General features: G+C 28.2%; 27 protein-coding genes and 1 other annotated feature. Of the genes, 22 read left to right on the top strand and 5 right to left on the bottom strand.

The window, feature by feature from the left end:
• The 6 genes from K0039_RS03960 to ileS all read left to right on the top strand — a co-directional run bounded on the left by K0039_RS03960 (window position 1) and on the right by ileS (window position 6,391).
• A complete protein-coding gene (locus K0039_RS03960) occupies window positions 1-699 on the top strand; it encodes a YggS family pyridoxal phosphate-dependent enzyme (protein ID WP_228104183.1) in 699 nt (232 codons plus the stop codon).
• A 23-nt stretch (window positions 700-722) separates the two neighbouring features.
• Window positions 723-1,193: a cell division protein SepF gene (locus K0039_RS03955; RefSeq protein ID WP_228103737.1), complete on the top strand. Its 471-nt coding sequence runs from the start codon at window positions 723-725 to the stop codon at window positions 1,191-1,193.
• Between the two features lie 19 nt (window positions 1,194-1,212).
• The gene (locus tag K0039_RS03950) at window positions 1,213-1,473 is read left to right on the top strand and encodes a YggT family protein (protein WP_018589827.1); all 261 of its coding nucleotides are present in this window, start codon (window positions 1,213-1,215) and stop codon (window positions 1,471-1,473) included.
• A gap of 13 nt (window positions 1,474-1,486) precedes the next feature.
• Window positions 1,487-2,272, top strand: coding sequence for a YlmH family RNA-binding protein (locus K0039_RS03945; protein ID WP_228103736.1), 786 nt, complete (start codon window positions 1,487-1,489; stop codon window positions 2,270-2,272).
• Window positions 2,273-2,283: 11 nt separating this feature from the next.
• The gene (locus tag K0039_RS03940; RefSeq protein WP_228103735.1) at window positions 2,284-2,826 is read left to right on the top strand and encodes a DivIVA domain-containing protein; all 543 of its coding nucleotides are present in this window, start codon (window positions 2,284-2,286) and stop codon (window positions 2,824-2,826) included.
• A gap of 77 nt (window positions 2,827-2,903) precedes the next feature.
• Window positions 2,904-3,129: a binding site (T-box leader), on the top strand.
• 148 nt (window positions 3,130-3,277) lie between these two features.
• The gene (gene ileS, locus K0039_RS03935; protein WP_228103734.1) at window positions 3,278-6,391 is read left to right on the top strand and encodes an isoleucine--tRNA ligase; all 3,114 of its coding nucleotides are present in this window, start codon (window positions 3,278-3,280) and stop codon (window positions 6,389-6,391) included.
• A 40-nt stretch (window positions 6,392-6,431) separates the two neighbouring features.
• On the opposite strand, the gene K0039_RS03930 is transcribed toward ileS, so the two are convergent.
• A complete protein-coding gene (locus K0039_RS03930; RefSeq protein ID WP_228103733.1) occupies window positions 6,432-7,028 on the bottom strand; it encodes a TetR/AcrR family transcriptional regulator in 597 nt (198 codons plus the stop codon).
• Between the two features lie 185 nt (window positions 7,029-7,213).
• On the opposite strand from K0039_RS03930, the gene K0039_RS03925 reads away from it, so the two are divergent.
• The 10 genes from K0039_RS03925 (at window position 7,214) to K0039_RS03880 (ending at window position 16,408) form a co-directional block, all read left to right on the top strand.
• Entirely contained in the window at window positions 7,214-8,059 is an 846-nt protein-coding gene (locus K0039_RS03925; RefSeq protein WP_228103732.1) for a DegV family protein, read from the top strand.
• Window positions 8,060-8,192: 133 nt separating this feature from the next.
• A complete protein-coding gene (locus tag K0039_RS03920) occupies window positions 8,193-8,897 on the top strand; it encodes a 5'-methylthioadenosine/adenosylhomocysteine nucleosidase (RefSeq protein WP_228103731.1) in 705 nt (234 codons plus the stop codon).
• Window positions 8,898-9,073: 176 nt separating this feature from the next.
• A complete protein-coding gene (locus K0039_RS03915) occupies window positions 9,074-9,559 on the top strand; it encodes a DUF5665 domain-containing protein (RefSeq protein WP_228103730.1) in 486 nt (161 codons plus the stop codon).
• 13 nt (window positions 9,560-9,572) lie between these two features.
• Entirely contained in the window at window positions 9,573-10,064 is a 492-nt protein-coding gene (locus K0039_RS03910) for a TraR/DksA C4-type zinc finger protein (RefSeq protein ID WP_228103729.1), read from the top strand.
• Window positions 10,065-10,086: 22 nt separating this feature from the next.
• A complete protein-coding gene (locus tag K0039_RS03905; RefSeq protein ID WP_228103728.1) occupies window positions 10,087-10,863 on the top strand; it encodes a polysaccharide deacetylase family protein in 777 nt (258 codons plus the stop codon).
• Between the two features lie 98 nt (window positions 10,864-10,961).
• A complete protein-coding gene (gene lspA, locus K0039_RS03900) occupies window positions 10,962-11,393 on the top strand; it encodes a signal peptidase II (protein ID WP_228103727.1) in 432 nt (143 codons plus the stop codon).
• A gap of 20 nt (window positions 11,394-11,413) precedes the next feature.
• Window positions 11,414-12,325: an RluA family pseudouridine synthase gene (locus K0039_RS03895; protein ID WP_228103726.1), complete on the top strand. Its 912-nt coding sequence runs from the start codon at window positions 11,414-11,416 to the stop codon at window positions 12,323-12,325.
• Window positions 12,326-12,568: 243 nt separating this feature from the next.
• The gene (gene pyrR, locus K0039_RS03890; RefSeq protein WP_228103725.1) at window positions 12,569-13,099 is read left to right on the top strand and encodes a bifunctional pyr operon transcriptional regulator/uracil phosphoribosyltransferase PyrR; all 531 of its coding nucleotides are present in this window, start codon (window positions 12,569-12,571) and stop codon (window positions 13,097-13,099) included.
• 36 nt (window positions 13,100-13,135) lie between these two features.
• Window positions 13,136-14,380: a uracil-xanthine permease family protein gene (locus tag K0039_RS03885; RefSeq protein WP_228103724.1), complete on the top strand. Its 1,245-nt coding sequence runs from the start codon at window positions 13,136-13,138 to the stop codon at window positions 14,378-14,380.
• Window positions 14,381-14,485: 105 nt separating this feature from the next.
• Window positions 14,486-16,408: an AAA family ATPase gene (locus K0039_RS03880; protein ID WP_228103723.1), complete on the top strand. Its 1,923-nt coding sequence runs from the start codon at window positions 14,486-14,488 to the stop codon at window positions 16,406-16,408.
• A 39-nt stretch (window positions 16,409-16,447) separates the two neighbouring features.
• Here K0039_RS03880 and K0039_RS03875 read toward each other — a convergent pair whose 3' ends face one another.
• The 4 genes from K0039_RS03875 to K0039_RS03865 form a co-directional block, all read right to left on the bottom strand.
• Window positions 16,448-18,622, bottom strand: coding sequence for a GH25 family lysozyme (locus K0039_RS03875; protein WP_228103722.1), 2,175 nt, complete (start codon window positions 18,620-18,622; stop codon window positions 16,448-16,450).
• 214 nt (window positions 18,623-18,836) lie between these two features.
• Window positions 18,837-18,974, bottom strand: coding sequence for an N-acetylmuramoyl-L-alanine amidase (locus K0039_RS21920; RefSeq protein WP_322789377.1), 138 nt, complete (start codon window positions 18,972-18,974; stop codon window positions 18,837-18,839).
• A 91-nt stretch (window positions 18,975-19,065) separates the two neighbouring features.
• Window positions 19,066-19,317 carry an N-acetylmuramoyl-L-alanine amidase gene (locus K0039_RS21915; RefSeq protein WP_322789376.1) on the bottom strand — a complete coding sequence of 84 codons (252 nt, stop codon included), beginning with the start codon at window positions 19,315-19,317 and terminating at the stop codon, window positions 19,066-19,068.
• A 293-nt stretch (window positions 19,318-19,610) separates the two neighbouring features.
• Window positions 19,611-21,374 carry an Rqc2 family fibronectin-binding protein gene (locus K0039_RS03865; RefSeq protein WP_228103721.1) on the bottom strand — a complete coding sequence of 588 codons (1,764 nt, stop codon included), beginning with the start codon at window positions 21,372-21,374 and terminating at the stop codon, window positions 19,611-19,613.
• Window positions 21,375-21,514: 140 nt separating this feature from the next.
• On the opposite strand from K0039_RS03865, the gene K0039_RS03860 reads away from it, so the two are divergent.
• The 6 genes from K0039_RS03860 (at window position 21,515) to coaBC (ending at window position 25,766) form a co-directional block, all read left to right on the top strand.
• Window positions 21,515-21,781, top strand: a complete 267-nt coding sequence (locus K0039_RS03860; RefSeq protein ID WP_228103720.1) for a TfoX/Sxy family protein — start codon at window positions 21,515-21,517, stop codon at window positions 21,779-21,781.
• Between the two features lie 103 nt (window positions 21,782-21,884).
• A complete protein-coding gene (gene dapF / locus K0039_RS03855; RefSeq protein ID WP_228103719.1) occupies window positions 21,885-22,718 on the top strand; it encodes a diaminopimelate epimerase in 834 nt (277 codons plus the stop codon).
• A 4-nt stretch (window positions 22,719-22,722) separates the two neighbouring features.
• A complete protein-coding gene (locus K0039_RS03850; protein WP_228103718.1) occupies window positions 22,723-23,604 on the top strand; it encodes a YicC/YloC family endoribonuclease in 882 nt (293 codons plus the stop codon).
• A gap of 67 nt (window positions 23,605-23,671) precedes the next feature.
• Window positions 23,672-24,298, top strand: a complete 627-nt coding sequence (gene gmk / locus K0039_RS03845; RefSeq protein ID WP_228103717.1) for a guanylate kinase — start codon at window positions 23,672-23,674, stop codon at window positions 24,296-24,298.
• A 1-nt stretch (window position 24,299) separates the two neighbouring features.
• Window positions 24,300-24,560: a DNA-directed RNA polymerase subunit omega gene (gene rpoZ, locus K0039_RS03840; RefSeq protein WP_228103716.1), complete on the top strand. Its 261-nt coding sequence runs from the start codon at window positions 24,300-24,302 to the stop codon at window positions 24,558-24,560.
• 3 nt (window positions 24,561-24,563) lie between these two features.
• Window positions 24,564-25,766: a bifunctional phosphopantothenoylcysteine decarboxylase/phosphopantothenate--cysteine ligase CoaBC gene (gene coaBC, locus K0039_RS03835; RefSeq protein WP_228103715.1), complete on the top strand. Its 1,203-nt coding sequence runs from the start codon at window positions 24,564-24,566 to the stop codon at window positions 25,764-25,766.
• The last annotated feature ends 27 nt before the right edge of the window (window positions 25,767-25,793 follow it).

Genomic DNA, 25,793 nt, shown 5'->3' with positions numbered 1-25,793 from the left:
ATTATGTCAATTAAAGATAATATAATATCCATTAAACAAAATATTGATAATATAAGAAAAGAAAGTAATAGACAAGAAGAAGTGAATTTAATGGCAGTTACTAAAACTGTGGATGTAGATAAGGTTTTAGAGGCTATAGATGCAGGCATTACAGATATAGGTGAGAATAAACCTCAAGAATTAGCCAGAAAATATGAAGTTATTGGTGATAAGGTTAGATATCATCTAATAGGGACTCTACAAACTAATAAAGTGAAGTATATAATTGATAAAGTTTATATGATTCACTCCTTAGATAGAATAGCTTTATGTGAAGAAATTCAAAAAAGAGCTGAAAAAATAGACAAAGAGATTAATTGCTTAGTTCAAATTAACATATCAAAAGAAGAAAGTAAGCATGGACTTGAAGAAGAGTTTGTAATAGATTTTGTTAAGAATGTATCTATTAATTATAAGAATATACACATTAAAGGTTTAATGACAATGGCCCCTTTTATAGATGATGAAGAAGAAATAAGAAAAGTATTTAAAAGTTTAAAGAATTTATCATTGCAAATTAAGGATTTAAACTTACCAAATGTAGAAATGGATACTTTGTCTATGGGAATGAGCCATGACTTTAAAATAGCCATAGAAGAAGGAGCTACAATTATAAGAGTAGGAACTTCAATATTTGGCCAAAGAAATTATAATAAATAGAAAATATTAGGGAGGAATATAAAATGAGTGAAGGATTTATAAAGAAGTTTAAAGATTGGATGTCAATTGATGAAGAAGAATATGATGGAGAAGATGAAGGATACGAAGGTATTCAAGAAGAACAAGATCAAGAAGAACCTAAATTAGAAGCTGCTAACTCTCATGTAACAAGAAGCAGTAAAGTAGTTAATATACATACTAACAGTCAAATGAAAGTGGTTATTGCTGAACCTAAAAAATATGACGATGTAACTATAATAGCAGATCATCTAAGACAAAGAAGAGCAGTAATTGTCAACTTAGAAAGTGTAGAAGAAGAGCCAGAACTTAAAAAATCTATATACTACTTTATAAGTGGAGCAGTGTATATATTAGATGGAAGTATGCAAAAGGTTTCTAAATCAATATTTATTTTAGCACCCAATAATGTGGACATAGACGCAAATATTAAAAAAGAATTAGAAAGCAAAGCATTTTTTCCGTGGCAAAAATAATATATAAAGGAGAAAAACCATGCAAATGATAGCCGTATTACTTATTAAGCTTTTAAACATACTAACTTGGCTTATTTTAATACAATGTTTAATGTCTTGGTTTCCAGGAGCTAGATATTCAAAAGCATATGAGATATTAAGTATGTTTACTGAGCCTTTAGTAGGACCGATTAGAGAAGTTTTGTTTAGATATATAGATATACCAATAGATTTTTCGCCAATTATAGCGTTCTTCGTAATATCAATGGTTAAAAATTTAATATATAGTTTGGTTTGGTAGAATAGGTAATAAAATGGACAAGTTAAAATTAACATCTCACATCAAAGATATAGACTTAAAAAATAAGATGTTTAGAATAATTGATAAAGCAAATGGCTGTTTAAAAAATTATGACGTAAGATTTAGTGATTTTTTAAATCCATTTGAAGTGGAAAATGCTAAAGCTATTTTAAATTCAAATGATGACTTAAAATATACAGTCGATGGTGGATATGATGAAAGTGAACGAAAAATAGTATTTATTTATCCATTTTATATGGAATATGAAGATATAAGTGAAACTTTGAGATTTATACAAATTGAAGGAAATTTCAAGTTTAAATCAATCAGTCATAAAGATTATCTGGGTTCTTTATTAAGTCTAGGTATAAAAAGAGAAAAAATTGGAGATATAATTATACATGAGAACTTTTGTCAGGTAATTGTTACCTTTGATATCTGTGATTTTATTTTAATGAACTTAGAGAAGGTTGCTAGGAATAATGTAAAATTAAACGAAATTTCTAGGGAAGAGGTTCTTTACAATCCGCCTAATTATAAAGAAATTAACTTTACTGTTTCTTCAAGTAGGATAGACTGTATAATAAGTGGTTTATATAATATATCAAGACAAGAAAGTGCTAAGTTAATAAACAATGAAAAAGTTCAGGTTAATTATGAAAAAGTCATATCATGTTCAAAAGAAATAAAACCGGAGTCTTTAATTTCTGTCAGGGGAAAAGGACGATCACAAATAATTAATATTGGCGATTTAACAAAAAAAGGGAAAATTAAAATTCAAGGAAAATTATTATTGTAGGAGGAGAATATATGATAACTCCAATGGACATAGAAAATAAAGAGTTTAAAAAAGGATTTAGAGGATACCATGAAGATGAGGTTGATGTATTCTTAGATAAAGTAAAAGAAGATTTTGAAAATCTATATAGAGAAAACTTAGATTTAAAAGAAAAAATTAAATTATATCAAGAACAAGTGAGCAGATATAAAACTATAGAGAAAACTCTAAATGATACTTTAATAACTGCTCAAACAGCAGCTAAAGATACTTGTGATGCAGCAAATAAGAAAGCTAAAATAATAGTAGAAGATGCTGAATTAAAGTCAAAACAAATTATAGAAAATTGTAAAGAAAGAATAGTAGTATTAACAAAAGAATATGATGATTTAGTTAAAGAGTTTAAAATTTTTAGAAATAAATTTAAGTCTTTAATTCAAGATGAAATGACAAATATAGATGAGATATTTTTCAATGTAGATGAACACTGTAATGAATCATTCAATATGATTGATTTATCTGAAGATGAGAATAACATTTTGGCAGAGGATGAAGTAGCTTCATCTATGGAATAAGAAAAAATGTTTAAATAATAATTATGTTGACTGAAAAGATAAGTTATTGTATACTTTAAGAATATAATTATATACTTTAAAAAGCAATGATAGAGAGAGTAAACTTTTGGATATTCTACAGAGAGTTGGACAAGCTGAGAACCAATGTATTGAATAAAGTTGAAAATCACTCTGGAGCTGCAGGCTGAAAGATTTTAATCAATTAAGCTGTGCCGGTTAGTGCCGTTAAACTATAGAGTGTTATAGATACTTATAAGTATATATAGAACTAGGGTGGTAACGCGATTTCAACTCGTCCCTTTTATTAGGGGACGAGTTTTTTATATTCAAAATACCATGTTTTTAATTAAACTAACCGAAGTTATAAATATCCAAATTGGCATTTAAGTCAACAAAAATGGGAATAATTAAATTTTATACTAATAAATGATTAAGAAAGGGTGAACTTAACATGGCAAAATTTAAGCCGCTAGTAGATTCTTCAGTAAAAGATGCTGAGAGTCAAGTGTCAGAATATTGGAAACAAATAGATATACTAGAAAAAACATTAGAAAAAGGGCAAAATGATCCTAGCTTTGTATTCTATGAAGGACCTCCAACAGCAAATGGTAACCCAGGTATACACCATGTTGTTGCTAGAACTTTAAAAGACTGGGTTTGTAGATATAAAACAATGAGTGGATATCAAGTTAAAAGAAAAGCCGGATGGGATACTCATGGTTTACCAGTAGAACTTCAAGTTGAAAAAGAATTAGGTTTAACTAATAAACAACAGATAGAAGAGTATGGAATAGCTGAGTTCAATAAAAAATGCAGAGAATCAGTATTTACTTACGAAAGTAAATGGAGAAACATGACTGAAAGAATGGCTTATGAAGTTGATTTAGATAATCCATACATAACATTAGATAATAACTATATAGAATCAGTTTGGTGGATATTGGATAAATTCAATAAAGAAGGATATATGTATGAAGGACATAAGATACTTCCATACTGTCCAAGATGTGGAACAGGTCTTGCTTCACATGAAGTTGCTCAAGGATATAAAGAAGTTAAAACGAATACAGTTGTAGCTAAATTCAGAAGAAAAGATGCTGAAAATGAGTATTTCTTAGCTTGGACAACTACTCCTTGGACTCTGCCTTCAAATGTTGCATTAACAGTAAATGGAGAAGTAGATTATTTAAAAGTTAAAAAAGATGATGAAATATACTATGTTTCAAAACCTTTAGCTAATAAAGTTTTAGGAGAAGGAACTTATGAAATATTAGAAGAGATGAAAGGTGCTGACTTGGAAGGTGTTGAATATGAGCAATTAATGCCATTTGTAACTACCGATGAAAAAGCATTCTTCATAACTTTAGGTGATTATGTAACAACTGAAGATGGTACGGGTATAGTTCATACTGCTCCAGCTTTCGGAGAAGATGACTACAACTTAGGAAGAAAATATAACTTACCAGTATTACAACCAGTTGATGAAAGTGGTAAGTTTACAGCTACTCCATGGGAAGGTAAATTTGTTATGGAAGACGGTTTAGACGTTGAAATAATAAAATGGTTAGCTAAAGAAAATAAATTATTCTCAAAAATAAAAGTCGAGCATAATTATCCACACTGTTGGAGATGTTCAACACCACTTGTATACTATGCAAAACCAAGCTGGTATATAGAAATGACTAAACTGAAAGATAAATTAATAGAAAACAATAATGGTGTTAATTGGTATCCAAAATTCGTTGGTGAAGGAAGATTTGGTAACTGGTTAGAAAACTTAAATGACTGGGCAGTATCAAGAACTAGATACTGGGGTACTCCACTTAACGTATGGAGATGTGATTGTGGTCATAAACAATCAGTAGGTTCTAGAGAAGAATTAGCTGCTAAAGCAATAGAAAATATAGATCCAAAAACTGTAGAACTTCACAGACCTTATGTGGATGATATACATTTAAAATGTGAATGTTGTGGTAAACCAATGACAAGAGTAACAGAAGTTATAGATTGTTGGTTCGATAGTGGTTCAATGCCATTTGCTCAACATCACTACCCATTTGAGAATAAAGAAAACTTTGATCAATTATTCCCAGCAGATTATATCTGTGAAGGTATAGATCAAACTAGAGGATGGTTCTATTCATTACTTGCTATATCTACATTTGTAACAGGAAAAGCTCCTTACAAGAATGTACTTGTTAATGACCTTGTTCTTGATAAAGATGGTAAGAAGATGAGTAAATCTAAAGGAAATACAGTAAATCCATTTGAATTATTCGATAAATACGGAGCAGATGCTCTTAGATGGTATCTATTATACGTATCTCCACCATGGACTCCAATAAGATTTGATGAATCAGGTCTTAGAGAAATACAAAGTAAGTTCATAGGAACTATCAAAAACGTATATAACTTCTTTGCTTTATATGCAAATACAGATAATGTAAATCCAACTGATTTCTTTGTTGATTATAAAGATAGACCAGAACTTGATAGATGGATATTATCAAGATTCAACCATTTAAAGAAAGAAACTGAAGAAAACTTAGAGATATTCGAAGTTAACAAAACTATAAGAAGTATACAAGCTTTCATAAATGACGATTTATCAAACTGGTATATAAGACGTTCTAGAAGAAGATTCTGGGCTACTGAGTTAACAGAAGATAAAAAAGCAGTATACAATACTACTTATGAATTATTAACTGAACTTTGTAGAATGATAGCTCCATTTGCTCCACATCTTTCTGAAGAAATATACAGAGATTTAACTAATGAAGAATCAGTTCACTTAGCATCATATCCAAGAGCTAATGAAGAATTAATAGATTTAGAATTAGAAGAAAAAATGGAAATAACTAAAGCTTTAGTTACTTTAGGTAGAGCATCTAGAGAAGAAAGTAAAATAAAAGTTCGTCAACCAATTCAAAAAGTTTTAGTTGATGGAAAATATGAAGCTCAAATAAGTGACGTTGTAGATTTAATAAAAGAAGAACTTAACGTTAAAGAAGTTGTGTTTGCAGCTGATTTAAGTGAATATATGAACTATAGCTTAAAGCCAAACTTCAAAGCTTTAGGACCTGTTTTAGGTAAGAAAATGGGAATGTTTGCTGGAATTTTAGGAAAATTAAATGCTAACGAAGTAGTACCTAAGTTAGAAGCTGGGGAAAAAGTAGCAGTTGATCTAGCTGGAGAAACATTCGAATTTGGTAAAGATGAGGTTCTAATAAATATATCTTCTAAAGAAGGATTCGATGTATGTATGGAAAACAACATATTCGTAATTCTAGATACAAACTTAACTCCAGAATTAATAGAAGAAGGATATGCAAGAGAATTCATATCAAAAGTTCAACAATTAAGAAAATCTAATGACTTTGAAGTATTAGATAATATTGATATAAAGTTCTGTGGAGATGATGAAATAGCAAAGGCTATAAGTAATTTCGATGAATATATTAAAAATGAAACTTTAGCACTAGATATAGAAAGAGTAGAAGAGAATACTTTAGAAGTGTTTGATTTAAATGGACATGATACAGGAATAAAAGTTATTAGAAAATAATAATTTAAGATAATAAAAAGAACTACCTCCTAGTTAATAACTATAAAGAGGTAGTTCTATTTTTATTTGAATAATCTATTAAGAATTTAGCTATTTCTGCGTAAGGTATTTTTTCGCTTTTTAAAAGGGCCTGTATTACTAGTCCGTCTACTACAGACATTAATAAGAATGAAGCACCTTTTGCATGAGATTTATCAGTTATAATTTGCGTCATTTGATTTTCTAAAGTAGTTCTCCATTCAACATATTTAAGTCCAATTCTTTCTCTTAATGCATTATTACCCATTATTGCCTCACAAATTAAATACATATGAATTCTACCAGTACTTTCAATGTTTGAAATATTTTTAAGTACTACTAATACAAACTCCTCTGTAGTAAAATGAAAATTTATTTCCTTTAAACAATCTAATAATGCTTCTGATATTATACTCAAATGATTATCGGCTATGTCAAAAATAATATCGTCCTTTGATGAATAATGATAATATAATGTGCCTTTACTTATGTTAACTTCTCTTGCAATATCTGCTAAAGAAGTATTGTTTATGCCGTTCTTAGTCATTAAATCAATAGAAGTTAATAAAATCTTTTCCTTCATGTTATGATTTTGTTTGGTTCCTCTATCTAATTTCATATTATAAACCTTCCTAACTTTACTTATCTACACCTATTATAATGTCACAAAAAAATATTGTCAAATTACAAAAAACATTTTCATTCTATAAATATTGACAAAAATCCTTATAAAAGATAAAATATACTTACTGCTCGGTCAGTTGGCCGATTTGATGTACTATATTTAAGGAGAGGTATTTTTGAATGAAAAATATAAAATTAATAACAGATGGTAGTTGTGATCTTTTACAAGAAATTATAGATAGTAGTAAAGTTGAAATAGTAGATGTAATGGTTTCTTTTGGAGATAAAAGTTATTCAACAAGAACAGATATAACTATACCACAATTTTATAAAATGATGAAAGACTATAGTGAATTACCAAAAACATCATGTCCATCTCCTAATCAATTCTTAGATGCTTTTGATTGTGAGGAAGACAACATTATAGTATTATGTTTAACAAGCAAATTATCAGGAATCTATAATAGTGCAGTACTTGCAAAGAATATGTATGAAGAAGAAAATGGAAGCAAAAAGAGAATAGAGATAATAGATTCTACTACAGGCTCAATCGGTCAAGCATTATTAGTATCAAAAATTGCAAATATGATAGATGAAGATAAAAATATGGATGAAATATTAAATACTATTGAAAAATTAAAACATGAATTAGTGTTTTATGGAGCTTTACACACTTTAGAAAATGCAATAAAGGGTGGAAGAATAAATGCTTTAGCAGGTAAAATAATAGGTGCTTTAAACTTGAAAGCGATTGTTCATGTCACTGATGGTTTGGTTAAGCCTATAGATAAAGCTAGAGGAGATAAGAACTCAATAAATAAAGTTATAGATTATATAAAAAATAATGTGAATAAAACAAGTGGAACTAAATTAGCTATAGGGCATGCAAATTGCCCAGAAAGAGCTATGAAAGTAAAAGAAGTATTAGAAAATCATCATGACTTTAAAGAAGTTTATGTAATGGAAGTAGGTCCATCAATGGGTGTTTATACATCGGAAGGCGCAGTATTGGTGGCAGTTATATAGATTTGGCTTCTTGACAAATTTATCTATAAAACATATTATTAAATATATTGAAAATATCCGTTCTAATTTATTAGAACGGTTTTTTAATAATAAAATGCTTATTATTAAAAATGCACGTAAATTAGGAGGAAATATGAAAAAAATAGGAATAATCGGAGCAATGGAATTAGAGGTTACAACTCTAAAAAGCCTAATGAAAATAGAAAACACTGTTAAAAAAGCAAGCTTGACATTCTATGAAGGGAAATTAGAAGATAAAGAAATAGTATTGGTACAATGTGGAATAGGAAAAGTAAACTCTGCATTATGTGCTCAAATATTAATAAGTGAATTTAATGTAAATGCTATAGTTAATACAGGGGTAGCAGGAGCTATACATTCATCATTAGATGTAAATGATATAGTAATATCAACAGAAGCGATACAATATGATGTAGATGCTAGAGCATTTGGTTATAAAAAAGGTCAAATACCACAAATGGATAATTCTATATTTATAGCAGATGAAAGACTTATAAATGCTGCATACGAATCATCTCTTGCTCAAGTAAAGGATAAAGAATTTAAAATAGTTAAAGGTAGAGTAGCAACGGGAGATATATTTATATCTTCTAAAGAGTTAAAAGAAGAGTTAGAAAATGATTTTAATGCTTATTGTGGAGAGATGGAAGGTGCGGCTATTGCTCATGCTTGTTATTTGAATAATATTCCATTCGTAATAATAAGAGCAATGTCAGATAAGGCTGATGGAAGTGCTAATGTAACATACGATGAATTTGTTATAGAAGCAGCTGAAAATTCGAAAGATATAGTACTAAAAATGTTAAGAGCATTATAATAGAAAGGAAGCCAAAAGGGCTTCCTTTTTTATACTAATATATATAAAAAGAAATAATTAATAATAAAAAAGGAAAGACTAAGAAAATGAAAATTACTTAGTCTTTATTTTGTATTTTTAAAAGTTTTTTTCATATACTAAATTTGATGTTATGAAAATAAAAAGGATGTGGAATAATGAAGTTTAAAACTCGTATATCTGCAGAAAATCTAAAAAATTATAAAAATAAAAAAGAAAAATTCAATGTTGAAGATGAAAAATATTTAGATATAGATAAGGCCGTAGAGGCCTCCTATACAGAAAAATGCAAAAAAAATACTGAAGAATATGTAAGTATTGAAGATATTGATAGGCTTATTAATGGAATGTACTTAAGTGATGATTCACAAAAAGAATTAGGTATTATTAAACGATATTTAGAAAAACTAATAATAATAATCGAAAGAAGTAGAATTAGAGACTATATGTATTTGACAGATAGTAAAAGGCGATTATTTATTATCAATTTTATTGCTGGTGTGGGAAAGGGATTTGGCCAAGCTATTGGATTTACATTTCTTGCAGCTATAGTGCTTACCATTCTATTTAGTTGGGTAGACCTACCTTTTATTGGTAGTTACATAGCAAAATTATTAAATATAGTACAAGAATACAGAAAATAAATGAGGTGATATTATGGACTACAGAAAAAAACTAGAAAATGAAAAAAATCAAGTAAAAAAGACCATAAAAGAAATGGAAGATAATACTCTATTTGGGAATATAACCAAACATACTAGCGAAAAATACAGTAGTGGAGAATTATCCAGTGTAGATAATCATATAGGCGATATAGGAACAGATGTATATATGCATGACATGGATAATAGTTTAATAAATCATCAAAAATATGTTTTAAATGAAATAAACGAAGCTTTAGACAAACTTTCTGATGGCAGCTATGGTATTTGTACAAATTGTAATAAAAAAATAGAAAAAGAAAGATTAGATATAATACCAGAAACTACTCTTTGTTCTTCTTGTGCAAAAGAAATTATTACTCCACCAGATGAAAGTGAACATATGGATAGAAATCCTCTTAATTCATATGACAATATGTATTATAGTGAGTATATTAAAGATTTAACTGACTTAAATAAAAATGATTTAGATGGAGAAACTGAATAAAAATAAGTAAGGAGTGCTTCCCATGAGAAAGACTATTTATGCATTAATTTTAGGTGTAATAGTTTTAATAGGTATAAGTATTAGAAATATATCTAATAAAGATATAGAAACAGGAATGTTTGAGAAATCATCAAAACTTGATTATGAAGATTTAATAATTAAATGTGGTAATACAAATGAGAAACTTCTTGCATTGACTTTTGATGATGGTCCTGATGAAGACTTCACACCACAAATATTAGATGTTTTGAAAAAATACGATGTGAAGGCAACGTTTTATGTTATAGGAGAAAAAGTTCAATACAATAAAAAAATAATAAAAAGAGAATTTGAAGAGGGTCATGAAATTGGAAATCATACTTATACACATATAAATGTATCAAAAAATGGATACAACAAAATTAAAAAAGAAATTGGAGATACTCAAAGTGCAGTTAATTCTGTGACAGGAATATACCCAAAAACTTTTAGACCTCCATATAGAGCCATAAGTAAAGATATGTGTGAAATAATAAAAGAAAAAGATATGAGCATAGTACTTTGGTCTTATGTAGATGCTAGAGATTGGGAAAGTCCAGGAGTAAGTTCTATTGTGAAATCAATAGAAAGTGGAATACAAAATGGGTGCATAATATTATTACACGACTATAATAAAGTAAGAAATCCTAAGTCTCAAACAATAGAAGCTTTAGATATAATAATTCCAGACTTATTAGAAAAAGGATATAAGTTTGTAACAATTTCAGAGTTAATAGAGCATTTAGAAAAAAATACTAACAATGAAAAAATTCCTAATTAAATAATATATAAGATAAAAAAGTATCTTTTAGAAATTTGTTTCTTTAAAGATGCTTTTTTTGTATAATTAAGATGAGACTTGTTTAGGAGGATTTGAAAATGTATGAACTTATTGTAGTTATATTAATTGGACTAGATCAAATAATAAAATATTGGGTATTGAATTATTTAAAAGGAATAGGGAGTATCCCTGTCATAAATAATATTTTTAATTTAACTTATGTGGAAAACAGGGGAGCAGCCTTTGGTATGCTACAAAATAATCAAACTATTTTTATAGTAGTTGCAGCAATTGCCTCTTGTTATGGTCTTTATTATTTACATACTAAAAAAGTGAATAATCTTGGGAAAATAGGTATACTACTAGTAATATCAGGTGCGATAGGTAATTTAATCGATAGAGTTAGATTAGGATTTGTAGTTGATTATTTAGATTTTCATATAATATGGAGCTATGTATTTAACTTAGCAGATTGTTTTGTAGTAGTAGGAACAATATTGCTATGTATATATATAATTACAAGTGAATAAGATGAGAAGCAGGTGAAATAATGGATGAAATAAGAGAGTTCTTAGTCCTTGAAGAAGAAGAAGGTGAAAGATTAGACGTATATTTATCAGGTCAGCTGGGGGATATGTCTAGAAGTTATATACAAAAAATTATTAAAGATAAAAAAGTTAAAGTTAACGATAAGATAGAAAAAGCAAAATACTTAGTTAAAGAAGAAGATAAAATAGTAATTGAAATACCAGCTCCAAAATTATTAGAAGTTACTCCGCAAAATATTCCTTTAAATATAGTATATGAAGATGATGATTTACTAATAGTAAATAAGCCGCAAAATATGGTGGTTCATCCTGCGCCAGGTAACTATGATAATACTTTGGTAAATGCAATTTTATATCACTGTAAAGATAATTTATCATCTATAAATGGTGTAATTAGACCAGGTATAGTTCATAGAATTGATAAAGATACTTCTGGGCTTTTGATGATTGCAAAAAATAATAATGCACATAACTCGTTAGCTGATCAATTGAAAGATCACTCAATAACTAGAGAGTATGAATTTATTTGCCATGGTGTATTTAAAGAAGATAAAATAACGGTAGATAAGCCTCTTGGAAGAAATCCAAAAGATAGATTAAAAATGGCTATAGTTAAAGATGGTAGAAGAGCGGTGACTCATTTTGAAGTAATCGAAAGATTTGAAAATTATACTTTAGTAAAAGCTACATTGGAAACGGGAAGAACTCATCAGATTAGAGTTCATGCAGCATCGTTAAATCATCCACTTTTAGGAGATCCTTTATATGGTCCTAAAAATAACAAATTAAAAGTGGAAGGGCAAACCCTTCATGCTAAGAAATTAGGATTTATTCATCCTAGTAAAAATGAATATGTAGAATTTAATTCAGAGTTACCAACGTATTTCCAAAAAATACTTAATCGAATAAGATAATGGAAAATGTAAAATATACTTGAAAAAAACTTATTAATTATATATAATAGGTGATAGTAATTAAATACCTTTAAAATGATACAGAGAGATCATAAGGCATGTAATAATAGAATTTTTTTATGTGAAAAATACTAACTTCTTGTCTTAAGATAAGAAGTTTTTTTTATGTACAACAATATTTCTTTGGAATTTACATGGTATTTAATAAAATTATTTAAATACAAAAATTTTAGGAGGATTCTTATGCAAAAGGCAAAAATAATGGATGAAAAAGCAATAGGAAGAGCAATAACAAGAATAAGTCATGAAATTATTGAAAGAAACAAAGGAATAGAGAATGTAGTACTTATAGGAATTAAGACTAGAGGCGTTCCAGTTGCAAGTAGAATAGCAGATAAAATTGAAAATATAGAAGGCCAAAGAATAGAAATAGGTGAAATGGATATAACCCTTTATAGAGATGATTTAAGTAAAAAACAAATTGATCCAGTTGTTAACTCAACAAAAATAGATTTTGATATTACAGACAAAATAGTGATATTAGTTGATGATGTATTATATACAGGAAGAACAGTAAGATCAGCTTTAAATGCACTTATGGATGTGGGAAGACCTAAAGCTATACAATTGGCAGTTTTAGTAGATAGAGGCCACAGAGAGTTACCTATTAGAGCAGATTATGTAGGTAAAAATGTGCCAACATCAAAAACAGAAATAATATCTGTTAAATTAAATGAGTGTGATGCAGAGGATTCAGTTAGCATAGAAGAATAAATCGACGATATAGTTAAAATCTTAGGGGGAAAATAAATGAAAAAAGCCATTTTATCAATACAACATTTGTTAGCAATGTTTGGAGCTACAGTATTAGTTCCACTGCTTACTGGATTTGATCCATCAGTAGCAATATTTTGTGCAGGAGTTGGAACACTATTATTCCATAAGTGTACAGATTTTAAAGTACCAGTATTTTTAGGATCAAGTTTTGCTTTCATATCAGTAATAAATCAAGTTGCAGAGACTTTTAATGGAGACTTGTCTTATGCTCAAGGTGGTATAATTGTAGCAGGTCTTATATATGTGGTTATGTCAATAATAGTAAGAGTTGTGGGGCCAGAAAAAGTGAAAAAATTCTTTCCACCGCAAGTTACAGGAGCTATGATAATAGTAATAGGTTTAAATTTAATACCAACAGCTATAGATATGGCAATGAACAATTTGCTTGTTGCACTTATAACTTTGGGTGTTGCAGTAGGAATTAATCAGTTTGCCAAAGGAAGTATTAGACAGTTTAGTGTAATAATAGCCATATTTGTTGGTATAGTAGTAAGTAAATTTGTAGGCATAACAGACTTTAGTGCAGTAAGTCAAGCTAGTTATTTTTCTATCCCAAACTTTAGTGCACCAAAGTTTTCGCTTGAAGCTGTAATAATTATAGCACCAGTAGTTTTAGCAGTATTTATGGAACATGTTGGAGATATAACTACTAATGGAGCTGTTGTTGGTAAGAACTTCTTAGAAGATCCAGGACTTCATAAAACATTACTAGGAGATGGTATAGCAACTTTATTCGCAGGATTTATGGGTGGACCAGCCAACACAACTTATGGTGAGAATACAGCATTACTTGCCATAACTAAAAACTATGATCCTAAACTATTAAGACTTACAGCAGTGTTTGCCATAGTAATATCTTGTGTAGGTAAGTTTGGTGCATTTTTACAATCAATACCAACAGCAGTTATGGGAGGAATTAGTATTTACTTATTCTCAATGATTACTTTCATAGGAATAAAAACTATAAGAGATAGCGAATGTTACAAGGAAAATGGAAATCTTTCAGTAATGTTAATAATATTAGTTATTGGTCTTACTACTTGCTATGTAAAGCACTTTACAGGAGTAGAAATAGGTATACCTATAGCTGGTAATTCAAAACTAACAGGACTTAGTTTAGCTGCTTTAGTAGGTATAATTGTTAACATATTAATAAATTATAAGGACTTTAAAAAAGAAGAGAGCAGTTCTATTGGAGAACTTGCCAGTACGAAATAATAAATTTTAATATTAAATCACAAATTATCTATATATATAATTTGTGATTTTTTTTATACTTATATTAATATAATTTATAGAAGATTAAATTGGGGCGTGAATTGTATGAGGATATCAAGCGTAATAATAAATAATTATAAATCAATAGGAACTCAAAAAAATACATTATTGTTAGAAGATGATGTTACTGCATTAATAGGTAAAAATGATAGTGGGAAAAGTAATGTACTTGAAATCCTAGGAGCAATTTCTTTTAGTCACTATATATTAGATGATTTTTATAAGTTTAATAATGGTTCTTTAGATGAAGAGTTATCGTTAGTTGTAGAACTTAAATTTACTAAAAATGAAATAGAACTATTAAAAGAATACAAGGATATTAAAGATGATGTTACTTATTTTTATTTTTCACAGCATAGGGAAATTGAGTTCAAAGGAGGATATTCAAGGTTATTTAATGAGGATATAGAACTGATTAAATCAATCAATTATTTAAAAAGTGAGCTAATTTCATATTTACATGAAAATTATTATGATAGTCTGGATAGTAAATTTTTGTGTGATGTAGCTAAATATATCAACTTTATGGAAAATATTGATAATACTATTTGGATTAAGTACAAGAAGACACTCAATAAGTTATTATATATTCTCAATTCTTATGGGGGAGACTACATTTGTGTTAGTGGAGAAGATGGCTTCAGTGACAATATACAAATTGAGAATGAGTCGAATATAGTATATGATGAAAAAAGATATACTCTTATAAGGCATTTAGAAATTATTAAAAGTAAAATAAGAAAAAAATATTCACTTTTACCTATACTTTATCATAGAAAAAGTGAAGAAGAACTACAAAGTGAGTACCAATTGGAAGAAGTAAAAAAACAAATAAGAGATAGAAGGGGAGCTTTATATAAGTTTTTATTAGCAAGTGAAATAAATGCACAGGAATTTTTACTTGCTATGGAAAATGATGATGAAAATCAATTAGAACTTTTCAGAAACAAAATTAAAGAAAAGGTTAAGTATAATATACAAAAAAAATTCAATGAATTTTATTGCGAAGAAAATGCACAAATTAAAATATCTTTCAAAAATGATTTTATAAAGATTCTTGTGAAAACAAATGAAAATACAACAAATATTAATGAAAGAAGTAATGGACTTAGATGGTATTTAAATTTATTTATAGATATTTTAGCAAATGATATAAAAGACACAAATGTAATTTACTTACTAGATGAGCCTGGAGTATATCTTCATGTAAATGCTCAAAGAGAACTGCTTAGATTATTTTATGATTTGTGTAAAAATAATAATCAGGTAGTCTATTCTACTCATTCGCCTTATATGATAGATTCAAATAATATTATAAATATAAGGGCAATAGAAAAGGATGAAAAAGGAAATACAAATATTTATAACACAGCTTATGATAATAAATTAAATAGCGTATCAAAAAGAGAGACATTAAGTCCGTTAGTTCAAGCTATAGGAGCAGATTTAAGATTCAATATTGGACCACAAGGAGGAAAATTAAATATTGTAACAGAAGGTATAACTGACTATATGTATTATACGGCTATGTTATATTACTTTAATGTACCAGAAGAAAAAATGCCCTATATTATTCCAGCTGTTGGTGCAGGAAATGTAAATGTAATTGTATCAATACTAATTGGTTGGGGATGTGATTTTAAAATAATATTAGACTATGATAAGGCTGGATTTGTAGAGTGTGACAAGTTAATAGAAAACTTAAATTTAAAAATAAATAAAGATATATTCTTTGTGAATTGTAATGATACCTATGACAATAAAGATAAGGATATTTATAAATATGCAGAGTTTGTAGAAACTCTTATTAGTGAGGAGGATAAGAATAAATTTAGCATTAATTATATTGATAATAAGACTATGGCAGCTAAAGAATTTTATGATAAGGTAAAATGTAAGTCAGTAAATTTAAGTGATAAGACAGTAAATAATTTTAAAAAACTATTTGAAATAATGGGGGTTATATAATGTAATAAATTAAAGGGCTTAGAAAATAAGCCCTTTAATTTATTTGCATACAATGCTTTTTACGTTGCTATATAAGCTATATATCTTTTCACCATCAACTGTTCTATAAGCTCTAACCTTAAAATAATATGTTTTACCTTTTGTTAAATTGCCTTTTGTAAAACTTGTATTTTCAGTTGTACCGATAGAGCTAAAGGTTCCGTTTTTAGAAGTTGACATATATATCTGATAGCCTGTTGTTCTTTTGCTAATCTTTGTCCAGTTTGCTTTTATGTAATTTGATTTAGTTGAACTTAAAGTTACACTTGGCTGTAATGGTCTAGTAGCAGCTTTTAAGGTTGAAGAATAATCACTATAACGATTACTTCCGTTTAAATATTTAAAAGCTTTTACTTTATAGTAATAATTTGTTGCAGATATTATGCTACTGTGCTTATAAGATGTTATAGAGTTACTATTTATAGTATCAATTATTTTATATGTGTTTGTATTTGTATCCAATTTATAAATTTTATATCCATCTGCATCTTTTACTCTATCCCAAGATATTTCTAAAGATGTTGCATTTCTAGTATCTAATTTTAGGTTAGTAACCTTGTTTATTCTTGTACTTTCACTAAATACATTTGAATAATTTCCATAGTAGTAACTTCCGTCTATTAACTTATATCCTCTAATCTTATAATTATAAACAGATGCAGGTTTTAAAACTTCATCAATATAAGAAGTCGTAGAATTATTACTTATCGTTTTTAAAAGCTCATAAGAGTCAGAAGTAGGATTGTATTTATAAATTTTATATCCACTTACATCATCAAGCTTAGACCATGATAAGGTAAGTGCACTTGTAGTCTTTTTAACTAAAGAAATATTACTTACTTGTTTTGGTATTATTTTAAAAGTAGTAGTTTTTGAACCGTTGTAATTTCCTATTCCATTAATTGTTATTTTTGCAGTTCCTATAGATGTATTATTGGAATAAGTAACAGTATAGTCTTCGTTAGCCTTTAAAGTTTTATTATTTAGAGTAACTGCAATACTTGGTTTTATAGCACTTCCAGTATATGTTTTTGAACTTATCTCACTTATTGAAGATGAAGATAAGTCAATTTTATTACTTGGTATTTGGTTACTTATTGGTTTTAAATAAGTATAATTCATATCAAAGTAAGCAGGCTTACTTGATGTACCAATACCATTAATTGTACCTTTTTCTGTATATTGCCACATCATATATGGCCTAGGATATGTACATGCTGATGAATATTGCGCAATCCATAAATTATTGGCAAATAACATATCTTCATAAAAATATTGATCACCAAAGTCTTTATTCGTGTATATGCCGTTTACGTATCCTGCGTTTTTTATGGCAGTTAAAAATGCATCTGCCATTTTTGATGATAAATCCTTAGTAATTGTTATTCCTAGTTTTTTAGCGTAATCCACACTAGCATATTCAAAATCATAAAATACAGGATAAGTTATTTTGCTTTTATAAGGAGCGATAGTTTCTAAACACTTGGCAGCTTCTTCTTTTGCTTTAGCTACTGAAGTGGCATAACTAAACCAATATACACCAATTTTTAATCCGGCATCGCTTGCACCTTTCATATTAGAGTGAAACTGTGGATCTACAGTATCATTTCCGAATCCACCTCTTATTATTACATAATCAATTCCATCAGCTTTTACCTTATTCCAGTCTATAGTTCCGTTCCACTTACTTACATCAATTCCTTTTTCTAGTGGACTTAACTTAATATAAGGAGCTGATACATATCCAGTTACATTATTAGTTGATATTTTGTACCAATTATTATCCCTGCCTATTATATCTACTTTAGTACCATTACTTAATGTACCAACAACACTATATGATGCTGATGGGCCACTTCTTACATTTAGTGTAGTTGTAGTAACTGTTCCTAAGCCTATAGAATTAGCTTCAGTCAAACCTTTAGTTTCTAAATCAGGTAATTGATTTTGAAGTGAGTAGGTAGAAGGTGTTTCTCCCATGTTACGATGAGGAGTAGCTTCTGGATCAGGTTGTATAGTAGAAGATTGATTGTCTAAAGACTTGCTACTAACATAAGCATCCTTGCTTGTTCCCTTTGTAATTATTTCTTCACCATTACTTACAAATAACATGTTTTGAAAAATCATAGAACTTGTAAGTGATATGGCAAGAAATGATCTTGTTATTTTTTTCATAAATTCCCCCTATACAAGATGATATTTTGTTCTAAAATTTCTATTTGTAGTTTTATGACAACACTTATCATAAAATAGATAAATTTAGACAAAATATACTATTATAATTAAAATATATAATAATGTAACAAGATTGTAAATAATATAACTGAAATAAAGGTAAAAATGTTTAGTAATGTTAAAATATTAATGTAATGGTTAAATATGAAAAAAATTAATCATTTGTTTTAAAGTATTCATGTATACAGTTAGATATGCCTTGTACCAATTTGTCTTGATAGTCATCAGATGCCATTAAAGTAGCTTCCCTTTGATTAAACATAAAACCCATTTCCACAATTGTTACAGGGATTTTACAACAATTAATTCAAGGCATCGTGTCAGTTTCCCATGCACCACGGCTGTTGGCGTCAGTTTCTAATATCATGTATTCTAAAATACAATCAGTTAAAGTTCTGCTTTTTTTTGTATGGATTTTTTATATAAGGGTTATTAGGAGTTTGACAAAGGGTCATTATACCGTTTAAAGCTTTATTATCATCTACATCAGAATGAATTTTTAAGAATATGTAGCTATTAGAATTGTTTGCAATCTGTGATCTTTCAGCGTTGCTTATGTTTACGTCATTATTTTCTCGAATCATAATTGTGTCATAACAACGGGGGAGGAGTTCTACCTTTAATTTATTGGAAATGATTAATGTTAATTAGCATTCATATAAACAGCTAGTCTTTCCACAAGTGCCATAAGATACTTTATATTTAATTTCTGAAGAACCAGGTTCTACTAGTTCTTTAGATAAATCATCTTTTGATTGATGACATACAACTAATGCAATGACTTTTTTCTTTAACTTATCTTTATTAGAATTTGTGTTATTAGATTTTTCAACAACATTAGTACTATTTACATGAATGCAACCAGTTAAAAAACAAATAAATATATATAAAAAGGTAATAAGTGGGAAGACTTATTACCTTTTTAGTATTATTTTTTTAATTTTACTACTATTTCCTCTGTTGGAGTAACGTAAATTGTGCTATTAGTTTCATAAATAACCATACCAGGTTTTGATCCGCTAGGTTTCTTTACATGTTTTTTCATAGTGTAATCCACAGGAACTTGAGAAGACATTCTACCTTTACTATAGAAAGCTGCAAGCATGGCAGCTTCATATAATGTTTCATCAGGTACTTCTTTTCCAGCACATTTAACAATAACATGAGAGCCCGGTATATTTTTAGTATGCATCCAAATGTCTTCTGGATCAGCAATCCTTAATGTTAAATAATCATTTTGTTTATTGTTTTTTCCAACTAAAATTGTAAATCCATCTGAAGATGTAAACTGATTAGGTTTTGTTGTAAGATCTATATCTTTTTTTGCTTTATATCTATAAGGAGCTTTAGCATATCCTAATCTAATTAATTCATCTTTAATATCTGCTAATTCATCCAGATTTTCGCAGTTTTCAATACCAAGCATTATATTTTCTAAATACTCAATTTCCTCATTACAAATAGTAATTTGAGAAGTTAGTTCTATTTTTGCTGTTTTTAATTTACTGTACTTTTTAAAATATTTTTGAGCATTTTCAGAGGGTGTTAAATTTTTGTTTAAAGGTATTATAATATTTGAATAATTTTCGTCATAGAAGTCTGCTACTTCTACACTTTCCATACCTTTTTCTATCATGTATATATATGAAGTAAGTAATTCACCTTTGATTTTAAATTCATCAGCATTATCAGCATCTCTTAATTCTTTTTCTATTTTTTTTTGTTTATGATAAAGTCTGTCTAGTTTAATAGAAATACTTTTTCTCAAATCAGAAGTCTTTTGATGAACTCTATCCTTGAAATCTTTAGTTTTGTAGTAATCTTCAATAATTTGGGATATAGAATCATTTTTTATGAATTTACTTCCTATTAAGAAGCTAAGATCTATACAGCTAAAATCAATTACTTTATCTATATTTTCATCTATAGCGATGCAAGGATCATATTTGTCGTTTTTTATTTTAGTAAATAAATCAGAAAAAACTTTATATAAGACAGATAACTCATCGCGAGTTTTATCTTCTGCTTTGTCATTAGGGTTTAAATTGGATCTGTAACAAATTTCTTTAGCTACAGATGGACTTATTCCTAAAAATTTAGCGTAGATACCTTTGTATATAGGACCATCGAATTCTCTTAAAGTATTGATAAAACTTTTTATAGATGCGCCTTTTACAGGGTTAATTTTATCTTGCGCTGGCGGGAGTTCATAAGTCATATTAGGAAGTAACTGACGAACTCTACTTATACTAGGAGGAATTCTTTTTATAGAATCTATTATTTTGTTGTTTTGAGTTAAAATTATATTACTATGTCTTCCCATTATTTCAATATATATATCTTTTGTTGTTTTTTCCTTTAATTCATCGAAAGATTCAACGCTGATTTTTATTATTCTTTCAAAATCAACTTGAGAAATTCCTGTAACTATGCCACCTTGTATGTATTTTCTAAATAACATGCAAAACATCGGTGCTTTAATTGGATTTTCTTTTTTGTAATCATTTGCTATATAAACTCTAGGATTTGATGCGCTAGAACTTAATACTAATTTAAAGTTTTCTTTATTGTTTCTTATATGCAAGACTAATTCATCATTTTCTGGTTGATGAATTTTATCCACTTTACCACCTACAAGCTTTGTGCTAAGCTCATAAGCCAAGCTATGAATAACTAAACCATCTAATGCCATAATACTCTCCTTTCAAACATAAGTAATAAACTTATTATTACATATTATAACCAAGATGTGAATAGTGGGAACATAAAGTTTTACATAAATATGAAAATACAATAAAATTATAACTAAGAAGAAATATTGGAGGCGAGAAAATGGGGGAGTTAAGTAAACTACCTAATATAGGGAAAGTATTAGAAAAACAGTTAAATGAAGTTGGAATATATAGCATTGAAAGCCTAAGGAAAATAGGAAGTAAAAAAGCTTGGATAAAGATTAAAAATATAGATGAAAGTGCTTGTTTAAATCGACTATGCGCCTTAGAAGGTGCTATAAGAAATATTAGATGGCATGACTTAGATGAAAGTATTAAGAATGACTTAAAAAAATTTAAGAAAAATTATGATAAAAACAATTTATAAGAATTATTAAATAATAAAGTAAGAGACGTATTCATATTTATTTTTTTAAAAAAATATTGTATAATATGAAGTTAGAACTGTTTGTATAAAAGGGGAGATATGAATGAAGTTTTGGAAGTTACAAGGTATAGGTAATGACTTCATAGCAATTGATGGTAGAAATGACAGTATAGAAAGTGATAACTACGGTGAATTAGCAAAGAAAGTTTGCCATAGAAAATTTTCAGTTGGAGCTGATGGTCTACTAGTTGTAAAAAATAGTAATGTGGCAGATGTAGAAATGGTATACTATAATTCTGATGGAAGTCGTGCATCTATGTGTGGAAATGGACTTAGATGTTTTGTTAAATTTGTTTATGACAATAATATAATTAAAAAAGAAGAATTTAATGTTTATACATTAGATGGAATAAAGAAGATAAAGATTAACATTAAAGACAATAAGATAGATACAATTACAGTTAATATGGGTAGAGGAAGCTTTAAATCTGATGATATACCTGTTAACACCAAAAAAGAAGTTTTTATAAATGAAAATATTCAAATCTTAGATAAAAAATTTACTATTAGCTCTATGTTGATGGGAGTTCCTCATACTGTTGTTTTTGTAGACAATATAAACATGGAAGATATACATAAATATGGCCCATTAATAGAAAAATATGAAATTTTTGTGAAAAATACTAATGTCAACTTTGTGAAAGTTATAGATGAATCAAACATATTAGTTAGAACATGGGAAAGAGGTTGTGGATATACATTAGGTTGTGGCACAGGAATGACAGCATCAGTTATTATAAGTAATTATTTAAATAAAGTATGTAAAAATGTAAATGTTATTTCTGAAGGTGGTAGCATAAAAATAGATTTAGTTGATGAAGAAACTTATATGAGTGGAAGAGCAGAAAAAATATGCGAAGGAATTTTGGAGGTATAATAATATGGCTATAAGTATGACAGGTTTTGGTAGGGGAGAATTTAAAAATGATAATTATCATTTTTTAGTAGAGTGTAAAACTATAAATCACAAATATTGTGATATAAATGTACGCCTACCTAGAAAGATATCTTTTTTAGAAGATAGAATAAGAAACTACGTAAAAAATTTTGTTAAAAGAGGAAGAGTAGATTTATATATAAAGCTTGACTTGATCGATTCTGAGGATGTAAACTTAAGGTTCGATGATAAATTAGCTGCTCAATATGTAAATATTCTAAAAGAAATAAAAGAAAAATTTGATTTACAAGATGATATAAGTGTTATGAGTGTGGCAAAGTTTCCTGATATAGTAAAATGTGAGGAAAAAGAAGAAGATGAAGATTTATACTGGAACATTTTAAAAGAAGCACTTGATATTACATTAGAAAAGCTTGGACAAATGAGACAAGAAGAAGGTAAAAAACTTGCAGAAGATACATTAAAAAGATGTGATATATTAAGTGGTTTAGTAGATCAAATAGAAAAATACTCAGATACTATTGTAGATGAATATAAAGAAAAATTAAATACTAGAATTGTTGAAATACTAGAAAATCCAAGTATAATAGATGAAAATAGATTAGCTCAAGAAGTTGCAATATTTGCAGATAAAAGCTCTATAACAGAAGAAATTGTTAGATTTAGAAGTCATATTGAACAACTTAAAAATACTGTAGTGAAAAATGATTCCATAGGTAGAAAAATTGACTTCTTAATTCAAGAAATGAATAGAGAGGTTAATACAACAGGCTCAAAGTCATCTAATATAAATATAACTAATTTAGTAGTAGAAGTTAAAAGTGAATTAGAAAAAATCAGAGAACAAATACAAAACATTGAGTAGAATTAAGTGTGATAAATGCTATAAAAATGTATAATACTAATAGATAAGTTGAAAGGATGAAATATTAATGGTTATAAACAAGAAAGGTCTTTTATTAGTTGTATCGGGGCCATCTGGTGCAGGTAAAGGCACAATTTGTAAAGTATTAATGAACAGAAATAAAGATTTAAAGCTTTCTGTATCAGCAACAACTAGACAAGCAAGAACTGGTGAAGTTGAAGGTGTAAACTACTTCTTCTTAACTCATGAAAAGTTTAATGATATGATAAGTAAAAATGAGTTTCTAGAATATGCTCAAACTTATAGTAATTTCTATGGAACTCCAAAAGGACCAGTTATGGAGTGCTTAGAAAAAGGACAAGATGTTGTTCTTGAGATAGAAATGCAAGGAGCAAGACAAGTAAAACAAATTTATCCAGATGCAATTTTAATATTTGTGTTACCACCAACTCTTAGTGAATTACAAAGTAGGTTGTCTTCTAGAGGTACAGAAACTGAGGAGCAAATGCAAGAAAGATTAAGCTGTGCTTTTGAAGAAATAAAACAAATTAAAGATTATAACTATTTTATTTTCAACGAAACTAATAGAGAAGTTGAAGCTGCAATAGAAATTGAAAATATTATAAGCGCTGAAAAAAATAAAGCTACAAGATATGAAGATGAAATAATAAGAAAATTTAAGGAGGAATTATAAAATGAAACCATCTATAAATGAAGTATTATCAAAAATAGACAACAGATATTATTTAGTAGGAACAGTAGCAAAAAGGGCAAGAGAAATAGTTGATGGAAATGAGCCATACATTGAGACCAAAATAAACAAAGGAAAACCAGTAATGCTTGCTACTGAAGAAATATCAGAAGGAAAAATAACTTATAGATTATTAACTGAAGAAGAAATAGAAATACAAGAAGCATTACATGCAGAAGAACAAAGTAAATTAATTGAGGAGTAAGTTATGTTAAATAATAAAACTGTAGTAATTGGTGTTAGTGGTGGAATAGCAGCATACAAAGCATGTGATATTGTAAGTAGACTAAAGAAACTAAATGCAAATGTTCATGTAATTATGACTAAGGGTGCAACTGAATTTGTTACACCTCTAACTTTTCAATCATTAAGCCAAAATTATGTAGTAAGTGATATGTTTGAAGAACCAAAAACTTGGGATGTTGAACATATATCTTTAGCAAAAAAAGCTGATGTGTTTTTAATTGCACCAGCTACAGCTAATGTAATTGGGAAAGTAGCAAATGGTATATGTGATGATATGTTAACAACTACAGTTATGGCAACTACAGGAAGAGTACTTATAGCACCTGCTATGAATACTAATATGTACAAAAACCCGATTCTTCAAAGAAATATTAGTTCACTAAAAGAATTAGGTTATAATTTTGTTAACCCAGAGAGTGGTAGACTTGCTTGTGGTGATGAAGGGGAGGGAAAACTTGCTTCTCCAGAAATTATTGTTAATGAAGTGGTAAAATTACTTAATAATAAAAATAATGATCTACAAGGTAAAAAAATAATGATAACTGCTGGACCTACAGTAGAAAGAATTGATCCAGTAAGATACATAACTAATAGATCCACAGGAAAAATGGGATATGCTATTGCAAAAATAGCAGCTGATAGAGGAGCAGATGTAACTTTAGTTAGTGGTCCAACAAATATAGAGCCACCATCTAATATAAAAAAACTAATAAAAATTCAATCTGCTGAGGATATGTATAATGCAATTATAGACAATTTAGATGAAAATCAAGTCATAATAAAAAGTGCAGCTGTTGCAGACTATAAACCTAAGGCTTATAGTGATAAAAAAATTAAAAAAAGTAATGATGATTTAGTTATAGAATTAGATAGAAATAAGGATATTGCCTATGAACTAGGAAAAATTAAAAAAGACAAAGTTTTAGTGGGGTTTGCTGCTGAAACTAATGATCTTATTGAAAATGCCAAAGGTAAAGTTAATAAGAAAAACTTAGACTTTATTGTTGCCAATGACTTAACTGAAGAAGGTGCAGGCTTTGGTACTGATACAAATATAGTAAAAATAATTGACAAAGAAGGCAACATAAATAAATATCCTCAAATGAAAAAGGATGAAGTTGCAAATGTCATATTAGATAAAGTAAAATCATTATTAGAAAAGTAAGCATCTATTTATAGGTGCTTATATTTT

Source organism: Terrisporobacter mayombei, from assembly GCF_020748465.1.
In the GTDB taxonomy this organism is placed as follows: domain Bacteria; phylum Bacillota; class Clostridia; order Peptostreptococcales; family Peptostreptococcaceae; genus Terrisporobacter; species Terrisporobacter mayombei.
Note: the sequence above shows the minus strand (reverse complement) of the source record. Positions and strands in the feature narration are given on the sequence as shown.